Below are 15,665 nucleotides of genomic sequence, written 5' to 3'. Positions count from 1 at the left end.
TTATGAGCACAGTTACAACAGCGGCAGCAACAACAAATAAGTTATTTTTGGAAGAAACCATTGCGGGCTTAAAAGCCGAGCCAAAGCACATGCACTCCAAATATTTTTACGATGAAGCGGGCGATTACATCTTTCAGCAGATTATGAACATGGAAGAGTATTACCTCACAGATGCTGAAATGGATATTCTGGCCAACCAAACTTCGGCGCTTGTTGAAGTCGTTTCGGCCGCAGGTACCGCTTTCGATCTGATTGAGCTCGGAGCAGGCGATGCAACAAAATCCATTCATTTGCTTAGGGCGCTTATCAATCAGCAATTTGATTTTAAATACTTTCCGATCGATATTTCTGAGCATGTGATTTCTTCCTTAGAGCAAAGTTTACCCGCTCAGCTGCCGGGCTTGACTATGCAGGGCTTAAATGGCGATTATTTTGAAATGTTGCAAACCGCATCCGAAATTTCCAGTCGCCGTAAAGTAGTCTTGTTTATGGGCGCAAATATTGGCAATATGAACCCTGCCGAAGCCCGTGGTTTTTGTGCGCAATTGAGAGATCAATTGTCAAAAGATGACCTGCTGATTGTTGGTTTCGACCTCAAGAAAAATCCACAGCAAATCCTTTCCGCTTATAGCGATGGGGGAGGGATTACGCGTTCGTTTAATTTGAATCTCTTATCGAGGATAAACAGAGAGTTGGAAGGTAATTTTGATGTGCAAAACTTTGAGCATTACGCCACTTACGATCCCGAAACAGGTGCCTGTAAAAGCTATTTGATCAGTTTAACCAATCAAACTGTTAAAATAGGGAATGAGCAGATCCGGTTTGAAGAAAACGAGTATATTTTTATGGAAATTTCGCAGAAATACGCATTGACGGATATCGAGAATCTGGCCCGAACAACCGGATTCGAGCCCGTTCATAACTTTTACGATAAAAATAAATACTTTGTCGATTCAGTCTGGAAATGCCAAAGCCACACTGGTTAATCTTTACTTAGAAAGCACCTCAAGCACTTTGTCCAAGTCGTTTTCGTTATTGTAAAAATGAAACGAAAACCTCGTTCCAGCGCCTCTGGCAGCAAATATTACCTTGGCCTCGTTTAGCTGCGCAACTTTGTGCTCACCCAGCGGCAAGCTCATAATGGTTGAGTGCACCGGGCGGTTCATTTCCTCGTCGTTAAGTAACCCCTTAGCGTAAAACGCTTTGCGGGCCTTATCGCTGATCGACTGCGCTGCGGTTTCGATGTTCGCCATGCCAATTTTCTCAATCAATTTGAGGCCTTCGTTCAGCGTTCCAAAATTTAAAGTGTCTAAATGGCCAAGTTCAAACGTAAGCGAAAGATAGTCTCTCCCCTCCAGGAATGGCGAAGAAGGCAAATCGAGGTCTTTTTTCCAGCTATAAACCTCATCTTTCAGCTGATCAGACAAAAATACATATCCATTTCCAAATCCGCCCAAAAGCCATTTATAACCGCTGCCAAGTACCGCATCAAAGCCCGAACTGTTAAAATCGAAAACACAGGTGCCCATAAACTGAGTGGCGTCGCCGATAATCAACAAATCCGGATAGGTAGCTTTAAGTTTCCTGATAAATGCCGGGTCAATTCTGATCCCGCTAATGTACTGAACGATGCTAAAGGCAAGCACCGTAGGCTTAAATTCTTCAACCTGTTGTAAGATATTATTTTCCAGATTAGCATCAATAGAAACTTCCATAAAGTTGAACCCGCTCGTTTTAATCGGGTAGTTTACCGACGGATAATCCTCTTTCAAGATCAAAAAACGGTGGCTTCTATCCAGTCCGTTAATCAGCGTATTAAAGCCCACTGAAAAGTTCTGAACAAGATAGCAATTGCCAATATATGCCCCAAAAATGCCCGCCAGCCGGGTTTTGGTTTCCTTAAGAATCGAATCGTTTGCCACCCTGAAAGCGCTGCCCAATGCAACAAAGTTTTCATCGTGCACTCGCCGCCATGTCGCAAAATCGGTGGCAAGCAGGCCAGAGTAAGCCGTATTTAAATAAACACAATCGTTAAGAATGGGAAACTGGTCGCGGAAGTTCATGTTCAAAATTAAAATAATTGCGCAGGAACTGCACAAATAACCATGGATTTATTTCAGGCCCTTTAGGGCGACAAGCTGAAATGAATTGCCATTGACGTTTTGTTACTCAGGGTTTAACGCACTGTTTTGTTGTCCCTCTTTGGAGAGGGTTGCAGTAACGAGAAAATAGCAATACCATTGCTGGGAGAGGACTTTTTGGAAATCATCCCCCTGGCCCCTTCAAAGGGGGACGCATGGCGCAGATAGCGAACGAATAAATTCCAAACGTTCCTTTATGTTGATTTTTATGCAACTATTAAAACCCAGCATGCCGACGGTTTCAAGCAAAAGCTTATAAACACTAGGTTACAAGTACGGCAATGATACGATAACATCGTCAACAATCAGTATTCAATAGATCGTCCCGATAGCCTAACTTGCGATTACCACAAACTTAAAGGCATTTTGACTGTTAACCAACTATGGAGAAGGACATTTTAATTACTGAATTGAAAAAGCTGCTCAACGGCGGAACGGCTCATGTCGGCCTCAAAGATGCTGTTGCCAACCTGCCGTTTAACCTCCTTGGCGAACGACCGCATCAATTGCCTTACAGCATCTGGCAATTGGTATCGCATATTAAAATAGCACAATGGGACATGCTGCAATTTAGTAAGGATGGCAATCATCAATCGCCGAAATGGCCCGATGAATATTGGCCAAAAGAAACTGCACCCAAAGACGAGAATGAATGGGATGAAACCATTGCGCAAATTGACAGCGATTTAAATGAATTTATACAGCTTGTAGAAAACGAAGATTTGTTTGCTCAAATCCCACATGGCGATGGCCAAAGCATCTTAAGAGAAGCCTTTCAAATTGCTGACCACAACGCCTACCACGTCGCAGAGATTGTCGTAATCAGGCGTTTACTCGGTGCATGGAAAAATTAAATCGTAACTTTAATAGCAGCAATTTTGCTGATTATATTTTAAACAAGGTGATTATGTTACAAAATTCAAAAGTCTTTAGCTCGTATTCAGTGGATGACATTGCAAAAGCGAAAACCTTTTACGGAGACATTTTAGGTCTCAAACCTGTTTTAAATGAAATGGGTATCATCGAGCTGCACTTTGGCGATGGAGGCAATGTGATTATGTACCCGAAAGATAATCACCAGCCAGCCAGCTTTACTGTTCTTAATTTTCGGGTGAACGATGTAGAGGCCGCGGTAGATGAATTAACTAAAAAGGGCGTGGTTTTTCAGAAATACGACCACGAACATTTACGCACCGACGAGAAAGGAATTTCGCGTGATAACGGCGGGCCCACCATTGCCTGGTTTAAAGATCCGGCAGGCAATTTTCTTTCGCTCATAGAAGAATAGCACGGCAATTTCGGCCTTAAATGATTGTAAAAATGTTGTTCGCTAGTTTTAATTTCACTGAAAATCGTTATATTTAGGTGAACCTAAACTTATCGTATGGAAAAGAATGAAGAATATGGAAAAATTCCCAAATTTCTGAATCGAATTAAATCGGAGTGGCCAGGAAAGATAGATCACTTCGAATTTAAAACCCCAACCGTCATTTACGTTTATCTAAAAGAGGGAATCTCAAGTATTGATTTTCCGGGTACTTTATCTCGTAAAATTGAGCGCTACATTGATTTCACCGTGCCGATTATTTTGTACCATATCGAGCGTGATGGAATGAACCTCCGTTCGCACCCGATAAACTGGTATTCTACAATAAAAGCCGCTCAATAAGGTCGGGTTAATCGGCAGTATTATTGAATGAATTTTGAATCAGCGCTATGTGGTTAACATTCACTCATTCAATCTACTTATTCAAAATTCATTCATTCAAAAGTTTTATCATTCAATAATTATGTTAGGCCCGTGGTTTAAGCCGCCTGCTCAATGTCATTTAGTTAAGGAAAAAACAAAAAACATTGTCACCTTGAGCATTTCGGCTACGCTCAATACAGGCTTAGTCGAAGGGCGATGTTTATTCGGTTTTTCCTACAGAAAAGGTCTTCGACTGAGTTCATCTTGAGCATTTCGACTACGCTCAATACAAGCTCAAGTCGAAAGGCTCAGATCCGATAGCTATCGGATGACACCCGTCGAGCTTAACTAAATGACATTAACCGCCCTTTTAGCAATAATAATGTTTCTTGAATACACAACCAGCCCACTCAATTGGCCAATAAACAAAACCGGATCTTTACGGATAATAGCGTAGCTTAAAATTAATACCGAGCCAGTTAAGCTAATAATCCAAAAGCCCAATGGGAGAGAGGAGCTTTTCTTTTTCTCCGAATATAACCATTGATATACAAACCGAAGCGTAAAAATAAGTTGGCTTAGGCTCCCCAAAACCACCAGCCAAACCGGAATGTTTTCGTTTTTAAAGAACCTGTGTACATCTAATTGATCGTTGTTAAAAGTATAAAACACAATGAGGAAGGGGAATGCCAACAAAAAATACCGAAAAAACCTGTTCAATTTAAGCCATTCGCCTTGTAAATGCATGTTGCGCATGTAAATAAAATACGTTAACACCTGCCCCAGTACAATGGCAAAATCATCCCGCAACCAGCCGTAAACAAACAATAAAAACGACGCTAAAAGACTATGAATCCAGAAGTTTTTAGGTATTTCCGTCCGTTTACTTTTTTCAGAAGAAATCCATTGCATCACCATCCGCCACGAAAAGAGCAACTGAGCCGTGAAGCCTATTCCATAAATCAAAACGTGCGAGGACTGTATTTCCTTTAAACCAAGCATACTTTTTCAATCCTGTAATTAATGTAACGTTTGCGCATCCAACGGTAGGCAAAAGCATCTTGCAGCGGCTTAATCGAGCGGTTGAAGATGTTGAACTTCGATTTACCCGCAATTCTGGGGAAATGCCTCACATTAATCTGTTTAACGGTTCCTTGTTGCAGTAAAATCAAGGCCGGCAAAAAGCGGTGCATACCATCAAAAAACGGAATCCGCTTTGCTTCCTCGGTCCGCACTACTTTTAAAGGGCAGCCGGTATCGATAATGCCATCGTTAATTAAGCTGCGGCGAATAAAGTTCGCTATTTTCGATTGGATGCGTTTGCTTAAAGTGTCTTTTCGTTTCGCCCGATAACCAACGGCCATTGTATTGGTGCCAAGTTCATTCAACAGCAGGTCGAAATCCAGCGGGGTGGTTTGTAGGTCAGCATCAATATAGCCCGTTAAAGGCGTATTCACCTGGTCTATTCCTGCTTTAATAGCCGTGCTCAACCCATAGTTTCTGTCGAACGTGATATATTCAAAGTGTGCATTATTGGCGCATATTTCCTCAATTTTCGAAAGGCTTCCATCTTTCGAACCATCGTCAACAAATAAAACCTTGCTTTGAAACGGGCTCTGGGCAAAATAGGCATTAAAAGCCTCTTTCACCCTGTCCAAATTTTCGGCTTCATTATAAACAGGTACAATGATCGTCATGAGATAATCTGTTTTCATATCTTAATTGTAATAAATTGTCCACGGCCCCATTACCTCGTGCTTGCTGAAATGATCAGTTAGCCACGTATAAGGTGCGGGCACGGGGTGTTTGGTTTTGATGATGAGCACCGAAGGCGTTTTTGCCAGCCTTTTTAAATAGGCTTCTTCATTTGGAGCCTGCACATCGATCAAAAACTTTTTCCACTCATCGTTGTGCTCAAACTGCGTTTTTCTAAACAACGAATAATCGTTGTATTTAATGCTGTAAATCGGCTTTTCAAGGTTGAATGAAACTGAATTAAGCGCCTGATCCCATACCAATATATGGCTGTTTTGGAGCTTATGGTTTGTAATGAATTCACAAACAGGGCCCGTTCCGTTAATCTTCGCTTCGTTTTTTGCCATAATATCGGTCGAGATTGGCAGCACAAAAAGCGGCAGGATTAAAAAAGTAGCCAGTAACTTGCTAGCTTTCGTTTCTACTTTAACCGTGATATACATTCCGTAGGCCACAAGCAGGAGCAGCAGAAACAGTTGCACAATGCCGGGCTGATAGGAAATGCCGGGAATTAGATTTATAAACGTGGCAATTAGCGCTAAAGTGATCAGGCTGTAAATAACTGTGCTGAAAACTAAATGCAGCTGGGTTTTATTTTCGTCGAGCTGAGCCAAATGGTGGGCGCTGATAATGGCCACAAATGGAATGATAGGTAAAATATACAATATGAGTTTCGAGCTCGAGGCCGAGAACAATAACAATGGAATAAATAGCGTGAAGATTACAAGCCATTTTAGCGGCTTGCTGGCCTGCTTAAATACACGGTAAAGTGCGCTGATAAATAGCGTAAACATGGGCAGCACAAATATCGGCAGTAACGCCGCGTAATACCAAAACGGCTTGCTTCGTTTCATGGCATCGGCATTGGCTACCCTGTTAATCAGCTGATCGCCAATTAAAAAGTCGTAAAATTTTGGCGAGCTGCCTATAAGATAGCTAAACCACCATGCGCCGACTAACAAAGTTAATAGCACGCCAAACAGATAATGTAATTTGGATATACCTATGGATTTTTTTGCGATAATTTGATGAATGGGGAATATGCTTAACAGCGGTAGGAGCAATGCAAAGGGACCTTTGGTGAAAACAGCCAGACCCAGAAATGCGAAAAACAAATAAAACCATGTCAAACTGCCCTTTTTGTAGTAAAGCAAATAGCTCAAAACACTCAGCAGCGAAAAAGTATTTAAGTATGCATCGGTAGTTAGGTTTCTGATGGAAATGAGTGCCAATGGAATGCCTGCATAGATTATTGCGGCGTAAATGGCGGTTTTTTTATTATTAAAAAGCTCGAATGTTATTTTACCCACCAAAAAAATCTGGAGCAAAAAAACGATTTGTAAAAAGAATCTTGCCCCAAAAGCATTGGCACCGAACAGTTTTAAGCCCACGGCGGTAACCCAATAGGTAAGCAAAGGCTTATCGAAATGTTGAATTTGAAGGTATTGGGGTTTCAGCCAGTTGCCGGTTTCAAGCATTTCGCGGGCAATTTCGGCATATCTGGCCTCGCTGCTCTCCAGTACGCCCCAGCTGCCCAGTTGCCAAAATAAGGCCAATGCCAGTATGCCGAAAGCTAAAGGGAGGTTAAGGCGTTTATGCATGGTTGTTTTTGTTGTTTTTGTACCAGGCAACAAATTGCCGAATGCCTTCTTCAATTGTCGTTTGCGGTTCGTAATGCAGTAATCGTTGCGCTTTAGCTATACTTGCCCGCGTAGCCTCAACATCGCCGGGTTGCATAGGCAGCTGGTTAACAATAGCTTTCTGTTGCAACGTTTCCTCAATAATATGAAGCAGGTTCTTTAAACTTATCGATCGGTTACCGCTTAGGTTTATCACCTCAAAAACCTCTTTGTGTTGATGCAGGTAGTTTGCTGCTTGCGTAATTCCGTTTATGATATCGCCAATGTAAGAGTAATCTCGCATGCTCGACCCATCGCCATATAATGGAATGGGCAAATGATTATCAATAAGCTGCACAAACTTATGAATAGCAAGATCAGGACGCTGGCCGGGCCCATAAACCGTAAAGAACCGGAGGGCCAAAACGGTGAGATCATACAATTTGTGGTACAGGTAACAAAAATCTTCGCCCGCTTTTTTAGTAATGGCATAGGGACTGATCATTTTGTTAAGGGCCATATCTTCGGTAAAATCTGCTGGTTCAGGGCGATTGCCATAAACAGATGATGACGACGCGAAAATCAGTTTTTTTATCCCAAACGTCTTCATACACTCCAAAATATTCATCGTGCCCTTGATGTTTACTTCTTCGTACAAGATTGGATTCTCGATGCTTGGCCTTACACCCGCCATCCCTGCAAGATGAACCACCATGTCGATAGGCTCACTTTGAAAAACCTCGTTCAATTTCTCCCGATCCCGTAAATCGATTTTCCTTAAAATGTGATTTTGGTTGTCGGCCAGGTGCCGAATGTTGTTATGCTTAATCAGTGGGTCATAAAACGGGTCGAAATTATCGATGTTGATCACACGATTACCTTGTTTTAAAAGCGCTGCACACAAATGTGAGCCAATAAAACCAGCACCACCCGTAATTAAATAGGTTTGCATTTTAGCTTTTTATAGTCGATTAACTTGGCAAATTTAATTGCCGTGGTAAATGTAGGTTTTTTCGCTCTTATCTCTTAAAAAAAATATGCGTCAAAAATTGGTTTTTAGAATTGATCGCAGGGGGAAAGAACGTGCGGCGCTTGAGGCTTCATGGAGAGCGGTAAACGGCAGAAGCCAGCAGTAAAAACATTAATGCTGGCTTCTGATAAATGATGATGATAATATGGTTAAGCTAACTTGCCCAATGCCTCTTTTATTCTTCTTAAGGCTTCAACCAAACTCTCGTCTGATGCGGCATACGATAATCGGATGTAGTTGTTATTACCAAACGAATCGCCGCCAACCGTTGCTACGTGGCCAACGTTTAACAGGTAAAGCGACAAGTCAGAAGAATCCTTGATTACGTTCCCGTCAGCATCTTTTTTGCCGAAAAATGAGCTAATTTCGGGGAAGAAATAAAATGCACCATCAGGAAGGTTCGTTTTAACGCCCGGAATTTCGTTTAACAAATTGTAAACCAGTTCCCGGCGACGTAAAAATGCTTCTTTCATCTTCAACACGCTTTCTAAGCCCTGCTCGTAGGCAACAATGCCTGCTCTTTGCGCAATTGAGCAAGTGCCGGAGGTGGTTTGACCCTGTAATTTATCGTTGGCTGCGGCAATTTCTTTGTTCGCTGCAATGTAACCCAATCGCCAGCCCGTCATTGCAAATGCTTTTGAAAACCCGTTTACAATAATTACGCGATCTTTAACGCTTTCGAACTGCGCAATAGATTCGTGCTGATCAACAAAATTGATGTGCTCGTAAATCTCATCCGATAAGATGTAAATATTCGGGTGTTTTTCGAAAACCTTAACTAAAGCAGCCAATTCATCTTTGCTATAAACCGATCCGGTTGGGTTGCAAGGCGACGAAAACATAAACAATTTAGATTTTGGCGTAATTGCAGCCTCCAATTGTTCGGGCGTAATCTTAAAGTTGCTTTCGATATCGGTATCGATAAAAACCGACTTTCCTTCGGCCAGATTAACCATTTCAGAATATGAAACCCAATATGGTGTTGGGATAATCACTTCATCATCAGGATCAATCAATGTCAAAATCACATTTGATAGCGACTGTTTCGCACCTGTTGAAACTACAATTTGCGAAATATCGTAATCCAGATTGTTTTCGCTTTTTAGTTTCTGCACAATTGCCTGGCGCAAATCGGGATAGCCCGGTACCGGCGAGTAACGTGTGTAGTTGTCGTCTAGGGCCTTCTTTGCTGCATCCTTTACATGCTCAGGTGTATTAAAGTCGGGTTCGCCAACGCTTAAACTGATCACGTTAATGCCCTTTGAAGCTAGCTCACGGCCTAGTTTGGTCATTTTAAGGGTGGCAGATTCTGATAAACTGTTGATTCTTTTTGATAAGGTGCTCATGGTTAATTACTTTGAGCGCAAATATATAAACCAAATATTATTCTGCACCAAAAAAGCCTTAGTTTTTATCATTTAATTTAACCGATAAACGTATTTTTGTGAAAAAATCTCTGTGACGGTAAAGAAAAAGGCAATTGTAATTTCATTGGCGGTTAGTATTTTGTTAATGCTCGCCAAGTTTGTTGCTTTTTTTATAACCGGTTCAAACGCCATTTTAACCGATGCAGCCGAAAGTATTGTAAACGTAATTGCCGGCAGCTTTGCTTTTTACAGCATTTATTTAAGTACGCAGCCTCGAGATGAAAATCACCCTTATGGCCACGGTAAAGTGGAGTTTTTTTCGGCCTTTGTTGAAGGGATATTAATCCTTATTGCTGGCGTAATCATCATTTTCAAGTCGAGCTATAACCTCATCTATCCGCATGTTGTGGGCAAGCTTTTGGAGGGTACACTCATTATTGGTGTTACCGGTCTTGTTAACATGGTGGTGGGTTTATACCTCATTAAAGTAGGCAAAAAAGAGCATTCTGTTACCCTGCAGGCCGATGGCGCACACCTTTTAACCGATACGTATACCAGTGCCGGTATTGTGGTGGGCCTCATTTTAATTCAGGTAACAAATATTATTTGGCTCGACAGTTTGATATCTATTCTGGTGGGCTTTTATATCGTTTATACTGGCTATAAGCTGACGCGTGGCTCGGTGGGAGGATTAATGGATGAGAGCGATTTTACCCTGGTTGAGGAGGTGGTTGAGGTGCTGCAAAACAACCGCCATAACCCGTGGATCGACGTTCATAATCTCCGTACGCAGCAATACGGGCCCGAATTCCATATCGATTGCCATGTTACTTTGCCTTATTATTTCGATTTAAACCAGGTTCACCGCGAGATTTCGCAGATCGACGAACTGATCAATAAAAGCGGGGTACGAAAGGCAGAGCTTTTCATTCACGCCGATCCATGCTTGCCAAAATGCTGCCACTATTGCCACATGAGCAAGTGCCCGGTAAGAGCCGAGGCTTTTAAAAAGGAAATTGTTTGGACACCGGAGATCGTGATCAAGAATAAAAAACATTTCGAAAATGAGTTACTTTAATGTAAGGGTTTATGGTTTGCTTATCAACGCGGATAACCAAGTGCTGGTTAGCGATGAAGAAGAGCACGGATTTCGCTTTAGCAAATTTCCGGGCGGTGGATTAGAGTTTGGTGAGGGTTTAATTGATGGCCTTAAAAGGGAATTTATGGAGGAATGCAATGCCGAAATAGACGTGATTTCGCATTTTTACACCACCGATTTTTTTGAGAAATCTTCTTTCAACGAAAGTCAGGTAATCAGTGTTTATTATTTAGTGAAAGAAAAACACCCGCTCGAACTTGCGTTTAAAACAAAAATTTACGATTTTGATGCCACTGGCGAGCTTCTGCAGGCTTTTCGCTGGGTTAAGGTTGCTGATTTAAATATTGGGGAAATCACTTTTCGCACCGATAAAACTGTTGCTCAGCTTTTAAAAGATCAATTTATGTCGCGTTAGTTATCGTGGCAAACAAAACCAATGTCTATGTCCGATTCTTCAATATCTCAGGCTCCAGGCCACCTGCTCAATTTAACCGAACGCGATCAAAAAGTTATCTGGCACCCCTATACGCAAATGAAAAATGCCCTTCCGCATATTCCGATCGTTAGGGGCGAGGGCGTTTATGTTTTTGATGAGGATGGACGTAGATATATCGATGCCGTATCATCCTGGTGGGTAAATATTCATGGCCACGCTCACCCGCACATTGCGCAGAAAGTTGCAGAACAGCTTCGTATTTTAGAGCATGTAATTTTCGCGGGTTTTACACACGAGCCAGCCGTTTTGCTTGCCGAACGCCTGTTGCCCATCCTGCCGGGTAAGCAAACGAAAGTTTTTTATACTGATAACGGATCTACCGCGGTAGAGGTTGCTTTAAAAATGTGTTTGCAATTTTGGGACAACAAAGGTACGCCGAAAACGAAAATTCTTGCTTTTAAAAATGCCTACCACGGCGATACCTTCGGGGCGATGTCGGTAAGTGGCAGAAGTATTTTTACCGATGCGTTTAACAGTTTACTTTTCGATGTGGAGTTTATCGACTTGCCAAATGATGATAATATCTCACGTCTCACGTCTCACATCTCAAGTCTGACAGACACGGCCTGTTTCATTTTTGAACCATTGATTTTGGGCTCGGGCGGAATGTTAATGTATGAAGCAAGACACCTGGATGCGCTGATCGGCGCCTGCAAAAAAGCAGAGATTTTAACCATCGCCGATGAAGTAATGACGGGCTTTGGTCGCACCGGAACCTATTTCGCCTGCGAAAAGCTTGCGCACGAGCCGGATATTTTTTGCCTTAGCAAAGGCTTAACCGGTGGAACAATGCCGCTGGGCGTTACCACCTGCACCAACACCATTTTCGAAGCTTTTTTGAGTGATGATAAGCTGAAAACGCTGTACCACGGACATTCGTTTACGGCGAACCCAATTGCCTGCGTGGCATCGTTGGCCAGCCTCGATATTTTGCTCGATGGCCAAACACTTCAAAACATCAAAAGAATTGAAGCAAAACACGCGGCTTTCCTCGAAGAAATTAAAACACATACCAAAGTTAAAGCCGTTCGCCAAACCGGAACAATTATCGCCATTGAATGGCAAACTGGCAACGAAACCTCGTATTTAAGCAGTTTACGCAATTTGCTCTATGCTTATTTTTTAGATAAGGGCATTATTTTGCGTCCGTTGGGGAACATTATCTACATTTTGCCGCCATATGTTATAAGTGATGAGGATTTAGATTATGTATACGCATCGATAAAACAGGCGTTGGAGGAGGTTTAAAGGTTAAAGAGCCCAGGCTTCAAAATCTTGACTTCTTTACCACCATTAACGTCTTTGTGCAACCTACTGAATTCTGCTATTTGTCATTCTGAGCGCAGCCTGTCCCGACTGTTTTTCTTGTGGACACATCTTTCCGGTTAATGACTGCTTTTAACGTTGTCATCCTGAGGAGCAACGAAGGATCCGCAAGCGATGAAAAACAAAACGCCAATAACGCACTGCCTAAAAGGGGCGGAGTGTGTGGGCAAGGACGGTGAGATGTAGGTCGCGGATTCTTCCTTTGTCAGAATGACAGCAAGTTGTAAACGTCATTCATATTAATTTTTTTGAAGAAAAATATCTCTGCCTGCGTCTGGCAGGTGTTCCCTACTAGCAGTGGCATAAACGCAGTAGCGCTTATCAAACAGATTTCTCTCCCGATAGAAAAAATCGGGAGAGAAATGACGCGGAAAATGTGCGTTTCCTGTAACTATATTCATCGGATGACTTTGTTACCGAATGCTTGCTATTTAGTCATCCGATGAATACTTTGCACCGTGCTATATTCATCGGATGACTTTCATCGACTGATTATCCCAATGGCATTTTTGACATATCCATATAAAGAATGCTCCATCGTTGGCCGTCTAAATCGGTAAAGCCACAACCGTACATCCAACCATCTTTGTAACCTGGCTCTCCGTAAAGCGATCCTCCGGCTAAAACAACTTTCTTGGCCAGTTCGTCAATTTCTTCCGGGCTTTCGGCATCGAAAGAGAATAATACTTCGCTTCCCGAACGGTCGTCGGCAACAGATGTACCTGCAAAACCCTCATAAAGCGATTTTTCAAACAACATTAAAACGAACTTTGAGTCGCCGACTAAAAAGCTTGCAGAATCGTCGCGAACACCAAATTGGGTATTTAGCGTAAATCCTAGCGCTGTAAAAAATTCCTTCGATTTATTTACGTCTTTAACCGGAAGATTGATCCAGATTGATTTTGTCATAACTGTATATATTTTGTAATAGATAAAGGTAGGTAACGGTGCGTATGAACGTACAAGCCAAAGGCGAAATTATTAAGGGGCATTTGAGACAATGACCTACTTTTTAGCGCCCTTTTTTTTGTATTTCTTAGCTAAGTCTTCTGGTGCTACGGTACAGTACGACAAGGTGATGGCCGTTTCTAAGGTTTCTGGCTCAATAAAATTCAGTTCGAAAATTGTCCACCCTTGTTTGCCCCAGCCAGCTTGTGCCGGGTAGATAGCCGAGGGGTCTAAATCAGAAAATTTGTTTTGTTCTTTCGGCGATAACCTAAAAACAGCTTTCATATTTGTATTGTCTATCGTAATGAAAATTTTATCGTCTACCTTAAACGAGTTTTTGTTTCCATTAGGCGTTTCAACAACATTTTCAAATGATAGTGCGAGTTCTCTAAAAGAATCTGGGGTCATAATTGCTGGGTTTTTAATTTAACCATTCAATAGCATGACTATTGAGTATTTGATTGGGCAAACTTACGTCAATTTTGAATTTAATAGCCAATTTTGGGTGCTTATTATCTGCAATTGAAAGAATTTTACAAGCTACTTGTGCTGAAAAACAAGGCAATCGCTTTCCATTTTTCTTCTGCACAAGTACAATCGCTTTTGCTGCTGAACTATTTTTGAAAGGCAAATTGTTCATCCGAAGGCCACCTTCATTTTAGGTGACAAGAGAAGCATTAGAAATTAATCTTCAGTAAATTCGCTTACAATTTATATAATTTCTGCGGAAACTGGGCCGCGTGATTTAAGATCAGGTTTAAAATGTAGCTATTGGATTGATAAACCGACAGGTCGTTTTTTACTGAGGCCAAACCTTCGGCTAAATAGCGCTTATCTTTAAAATAACCCATTCCGTAAAATCTGCCTTGCTCAACAACCAGGCAACTGAGTTCATCCTGATCTCGCCCTTCATCTACAATTGCAAAGCTGGGCTGCTGCGCTCTAATGTCGGCCAATGCTGTGTTTAACCTTTTGTTGTACACGGCAACGGTTTCGATACCGCTGCAGGCGCCAAAGCATTCACCATTTTCATGGGCAACACATTTTGTTGCGGTTTTTTGCAGGTAGCATAATTTTGCACACAACTGATGTTTTTCTACCAGTTGGTTGAGGAAGTTGTAACCCTCCAGCAAATTGTTGAAACTTTGCAGGGCCTTATTGTTTTTCTTATGCTTATCAATAGCCAACCTTAAATAACCGTTTTGATCTTCAAACACGTACAAGTCGTATTTATGTTCGTAGCGTTTCATTGCACGATTGTTTTCTGGCCATAGGCGCTTTATTTCATTTACCTCTAAAATTAATGCCATCAACTCGGTACCGCATATTACGTAATCTACACTGTGTATGGTGCGTAAAAAATCTTGCCGCTGCCTGTTTGGTTTGTTGCCGGTAAAGTGGCTAAAAACCCGTTTTTTTAAGTCTTTGGCTTTCCCAACGTAAACAATTTTCCCTTTGTTATCCTTAAAATAGTAAACGCCAGGTTGGTTGGGCAGCCTCAATACCGAAGCCTTATCTAAATGCGGAGGCAAAACCTGCTCTTTCGATGTTTTTTTGAGCATTTCAGCGATAATTCCTTCCTGATCGTTTGCTAACAATAAGTTGAAAAGGATACTGGTTGCGTCCGCATCGCCCGCTGCCCGGTGTCTGTTTTGAATTGGAATCTGCAGCGCCGAACAAAGTTTGCCCAAGCTGTAAGAAGGCTTTCCGGGAATTAATCTTCTGCTTAACCGAACCGTACAGAGCTTTCGGCAGTTTAGCTCGTAACCTGCGGCGGCCAAATGATGCCTTAAAAACGAATAATCGAAGTTTACGTTATGCGCTACAAAAACCTTATCATTCAGCAACTGAAAAATCTGTAAAGCCACATCATCAAAAGTGGGCGCATCAACCAACATTTCATCATCAATGCCTGTTAGCGCGGTAATGTGAATGGGAATTGGCCGCTTTGGGTTAATCAATGTTGTAAAAGACTCAACTATTTGATCTCCATCGTGAATGTTAATAGCCACTTCGGTAATTCCATTTGCCGACGCATGGCCTCCCGTGGTTTCGATATCTACAACTGCGTATAACATTAATTTTATTCTGTATACAAATTTATGCTAAAATAATTAGTATTCGCAACTTTATCTATGCCTATTTTTACTTTTAGCCTCAGTTCGGTTCTGATTTTAGTAAAAAGGTAATTAAT

The 15,665-nt window shown here is 41.8% G+C and carries 15 protein-coding genes and 2 pseudogenes; 7 read left to right on the top strand and 10 right to left on the bottom strand.

Annotated features, from left to right (window positions below):
* The first annotated feature begins 2 nt into the window (after positions 1-2).
* The gene (locus IZT61_RS05955; protein ID WP_196100262.1) at positions 3-986 is read left to right on the top strand and encodes an L-histidine N(alpha)-methyltransferase; all 984 of its coding nucleotides are present in this window, start codon (positions 3-5) and stop codon (positions 984-986) included.
* A 3-nt stretch (positions 987-989) separates the two neighbouring features.
* Here the strand turns inward: IZT61_RS05955 and IZT61_RS05950 are convergent, their stop codons facing one another.
* On the bottom strand, positions 990-2,063 hold the full coding sequence (locus IZT61_RS05950; protein ID WP_196100261.1) for an aminotransferase class V-fold PLP-dependent enzyme: 1,074 nt from the start codon (positions 2,061-2,063) through the stop codon (positions 990-992).
* A 461-nt stretch (positions 2,064-2,524) separates the two neighbouring features.
* Here IZT61_RS05950 and IZT61_RS05945 point away from each other — a divergent pair, with 461 nt between their 5' ends.
* The 3 genes from IZT61_RS05945 to IZT61_RS05935 all read left to right on the top strand — a co-directional run bounded on the left by IZT61_RS05945 (position 2,525) and on the right by IZT61_RS05935 (position 3,810).
* A complete protein-coding gene (locus IZT61_RS05945; protein ID WP_196100260.1) occupies positions 2,525-2,995 on the top strand; it encodes a DinB family protein in 471 nt (156 codons plus the stop codon).
* Entirely contained in the window at positions 2,983-3,429 is a 447-nt protein-coding gene (locus IZT61_RS05940) for a VOC family protein (RefSeq protein ID WP_230383872.1), read from the top strand. Before IZT61_RS05945 ends, IZT61_RS05940 begins: the two co-directional genes overlap by 13 nt.
* 96 nt (positions 3,430-3,525) lie before the next feature.
* On the top strand, positions 3,526-3,810 hold the full coding sequence (locus IZT61_RS05935; protein WP_196100259.1) for a hypothetical protein: 285 nt from the start codon (positions 3,526-3,528) through the stop codon (positions 3,808-3,810).
* 369 nt (positions 3,811-4,179) lie between these two features.
* Here IZT61_RS05935 and IZT61_RS22565 read toward each other — a convergent pair.
* The 6 genes and pseudogenes from IZT61_RS22565 to IZT61_RS05910 form a co-directional block, all read right to left on the bottom strand.
* Positions 4,180-4,362: pseudogene (locus IZT61_RS22565) on the bottom strand (lipid-A-disaccharide synthase N-terminal domain-containing protein); the annotation flags it as partial.
* Between the two features lie 273 nt (positions 4,363-4,635).
* Positions 4,636-4,743 (bottom strand): annotated as a pseudogene (locus IZT61_RS22560) (lipid-A-disaccharide synthase N-terminal domain-containing protein); the annotation flags it as partial.
* Positions 4,744-4,820: 77 nt separating this feature from the next.
* Entirely contained in the window at positions 4,821-5,546 is a 726-nt protein-coding gene (locus IZT61_RS05925; protein WP_196100257.1) for a glycosyltransferase family 2 protein, read from the bottom strand.
* 3 nt (positions 5,547-5,549) lie between these two features.
* On the bottom strand, positions 5,550-7,187 hold the full coding sequence (locus tag IZT61_RS05920) for an ArnT family glycosyltransferase (RefSeq protein WP_196100256.1): 1,638 nt from the start codon (positions 7,185-7,187) through the stop codon (positions 5,550-5,552).
* Positions 7,180-8,157, bottom strand: a complete 978-nt coding sequence (locus IZT61_RS05915; RefSeq protein ID WP_196100255.1) for a GDP-mannose 4,6-dehydratase — start codon at positions 8,155-8,157, stop codon at positions 7,180-7,182. Before IZT61_RS05915 ends, IZT61_RS05920 begins: the two co-directional genes overlap by 8 nt.
* 227 nt (positions 8,158-8,384) lie before the next feature.
* Positions 8,385-9,581 carry a pyridoxal phosphate-dependent aminotransferase gene (locus IZT61_RS05910; protein ID WP_196100254.1) on the bottom strand — a complete coding sequence of 399 codons (1,197 nt, stop codon included), beginning with the start codon at positions 9,579-9,581 and terminating at the stop codon, positions 8,385-8,387.
* Between the two features lie 112 nt (positions 9,582-9,693).
* Here IZT61_RS05910 and IZT61_RS05905 point away from each other — a divergent pair, with 112 nt between their 5' ends.
* Genes IZT61_RS05905 through bioA form a run of 3 tightly spaced genes read left to right on the top strand, consistent with a single transcriptional unit; the run spans position 9,694 to position 12,445 of the window.
* Positions 9,694-10,680, top strand: coding sequence for a cation diffusion facilitator family transporter (locus IZT61_RS05905; protein ID WP_196100253.1), 987 nt, complete (start codon positions 9,694-9,696; stop codon positions 10,678-10,680).
* Positions 10,667-11,116 carry an NUDIX domain-containing protein gene (locus tag IZT61_RS05900; protein WP_196100252.1) on the top strand — a complete coding sequence of 150 codons (450 nt, stop codon included), beginning with the start codon at positions 10,667-10,669 and terminating at the stop codon, positions 11,114-11,116. Before IZT61_RS05905 ends, IZT61_RS05900 begins: the two co-directional genes overlap by 14 nt.
* Before the next feature lie 27 nt (positions 11,117-11,143).
* Positions 11,144-12,445: an adenosylmethionine--8-amino-7-oxononanoate transaminase gene (gene bioA, locus IZT61_RS05895; RefSeq protein WP_196100251.1), complete on the top strand. Its 1,302-nt coding sequence runs from the start codon at positions 11,144-11,146 to the stop codon at positions 12,443-12,445.
* 570 nt (positions 12,446-13,015) lie between these two features.
* Here bioA and IZT61_RS05890 read toward each other — a convergent pair.
* From IZT61_RS05890 to IZT61_RS05880, 3 genes are all read right to left on the bottom strand, one after another.
* Positions 13,016-13,432: a VOC family protein gene (locus IZT61_RS05890; RefSeq protein WP_196100250.1), complete on the bottom strand. Its 417-nt coding sequence runs from the start codon at positions 13,430-13,432 to the stop codon at positions 13,016-13,018.
* Positions 13,433-13,528: 96 nt separating this feature from the next.
* Positions 13,529-13,879: an MmcQ/YjbR family DNA-binding protein gene (locus IZT61_RS05885; RefSeq protein WP_196100249.1), complete on the bottom strand. Its 351-nt coding sequence runs from the start codon at positions 13,877-13,879 to the stop codon at positions 13,529-13,531.
* Positions 13,880-14,175: 296 nt separating this feature from the next.
* Positions 14,176-15,549: an exonuclease domain-containing protein gene (locus IZT61_RS05880; protein WP_196100248.1), complete on the bottom strand. Its 1,374-nt coding sequence runs from the start codon at positions 15,547-15,549 to the stop codon at positions 14,176-14,178.
* Positions 15,550-15,665: the final 116 nt, after the last annotated feature.

Origin of the sequence: Pedobacter endophyticus (genome assembly GCF_015679185.1) — a bacterium.
In the GTDB taxonomy this organism is placed as follows: Bacteria; Bacteroidota; Bacteroidia; order Sphingobacteriales; family Sphingobacteriaceae; genus Pedobacter; species Pedobacter endophyticus.
Note: the sequence above shows the minus strand (reverse complement) of the source record. Positions and strands in the feature narration are given on the sequence as shown.